Origin of the sequence: Mesorhizobium sp. M4B.F.Ca.ET.089.01.1.1, assembly GCF_004022605.1 — a bacterium.
Taxonomy (GTDB): domain Bacteria; phylum Pseudomonadota; class Alphaproteobacteria; order Rhizobiales; family Rhizobiaceae; genus Mesorhizobium; species Mesorhizobium abyssinicae.
On record NZ_RZOS01000741.1, the window covers coordinates 1 to 1,792 of the forward strand.

At 56.1% G+C, this 1,792-nt stretch carries 2 protein-coding genes; both read right to left on the minus strand.

Annotated features, from left to right (window positions below):
• A partial coding sequence (locus EN780_RS33380; protein ID WP_128276388.1) for a ParB/RepB/Spo0J family partition protein occupies window positions 1–451 on the minus strand: 451 nt, incomplete at its 3' end.
• Window positions 448–1,629 (minus strand): plasmid partitioning protein RepA, encoded by a 1,182-nt coding sequence (gene repA, locus EN780_RS33385; protein WP_128276389.1) that lies wholly within the window; start codon window positions 1,627–1,629, stop codon window positions 448–450. The genes repA and EN780_RS33380, both read right to left, overlap by 4 nt.
• Window positions 1,630–1,792 lie beyond the last annotated feature (163 nt).

The window sequence follows — 1,792 nt, forward strand, 5'->3', positions numbered from 1 at the left end:
GCAGTATGACAGCGTCGTCGTTAGTGAGCTCGCGGACCGCGGCTTTGAACTTCAGTCCCAGTTTCTTGGCCGCCGCCAGCCGTCGGCGCCCGTATACGATCTGAAAGTGACCCGGCTTCTCCGGCGAGTGCCGCACGAGTCCAGGAACGATCTGTCCCCGCTCCCGCATCGACTCGACGATTTCGGCGATCGCTTTGTCATCATATGCGCCTTCAAAGCGGTCGGGCACAGGGGACGGCAGAATCATTCGCGGGTCGAGTTCTGCAATCCGTTCTCCGTCCTTAAAGAGACGGTCGGCTAACTCACTGCGTTCTTGCAATTGGCGGACACCAGCGGCCACCTTGAGAAGATGCGGGGACGCGGATTTCAGTTTCTGCTGCCCCTCCGTCTGCTCGTCACCAAGTTGCCCGAGGACAGCGGCGAACATTCCCTTGGAATCCTTGCGGCTCATTGTTCACGTCCCCACGCCTTCCAAAGAAGGGCTTCAATCTCTGCGTTAGCGGCGTTGATGGACTCCATAGCGCGGTCGTAGGTCTTAGGTGCCGAAAACCTAGTCCGCTGGACTTCGTACAGACTCTGCTTCCACGTCAGCGCATCGGCGACGGCGGTGGATTTGATCACCATGTTCAGCAGAAGATCCTCGCCAAAGACCTGCCTCATCAAGGCTTGCATGTTTGCCTGCGGGTGGTCGTTCGGCTCAAACTTGGTGATCAAGAATTTAGCGAAATCCCATTGAGCCGATGTCCCCACCTGGTCGAGGATTTGCATGTAGGAAGCCGCCAACTCGAGGAACTTACCCGTCGAATCCACGTCCAGCATATGAGCAGGGACCGGAATCAACACGCCCGTCGATGCTGTCAGAGACGAAAGAGTCAGGAAATTGAGCGAGGGAGCACAGTCCAGCAGGATCACGTCGTAGCGGTCGACTATCTGCTCCAAGGCCTGAGCGACGCGCAGCAAGAACCCCGTTCCTCCGGTCTTTCGCATTTCCAGCGCTACGCTGGTTTCGAACTCAGTCAATTCGAGGCCAGCGCAAATCACGTCGAACCCGACCATGTGTGTCTTGTGCACAATCGACTCGGTCGGAACCGGATCTTCGAACTGGATTGCCGAATAGAGAGTGTCGCTTTCGCGGTAGTCGAAATCGGGCAAGGCTCCTTGGAGGCTCGTAAGTGAGGCCTGGGGGTCGAGATCGACGGCGAGAACACGGTATCCCTTTAGCGCGAGATAGTGGCCGAGATGGATAGTCGTCGCCGTTTTCGACGAACCACCCTTAAAATTCGTCACCGCTATGATCTGGCAGTCCTCGCCTTGGATCCGTCGCGGGTTCATCCACTTCTTGCGGCCCCTTTCGGCGAGGTGCATCCGAAGCTCGAGCACCTGCTCAAGTGAATAGAGTCTACGGCCGTTCTGCGTGATCTCGGGCTGAGGGCCCTGATCCTTGAGCGAAACCTGTCTGATGTATGCTTCCGAAACATCCAGCAATGCAGCGACTTCGGACGACGCGAACTTCCGCATCGACCTGACTGCGTCCGGCGGATATTGGGCGAGGCTTAGATTGTTCAAAGCCTTCTCCAATTTGCCGGAGAATGTCTGCATGAAATGAAGGCTGCTTAAATGACGCGTCACGCGATTCTCCCCATGGTCCACCACCGGTAATGATGTTACCGAAAATGGTTAACGCGTCATTAACCCCACTCTGACTACGCAAATGTTCGAAAATTCGAAAAATTTCCGTAGCTATCTTTAGTCCGATTCGGAACATGATCGCAATTCCGGCCCCGGAACCCGC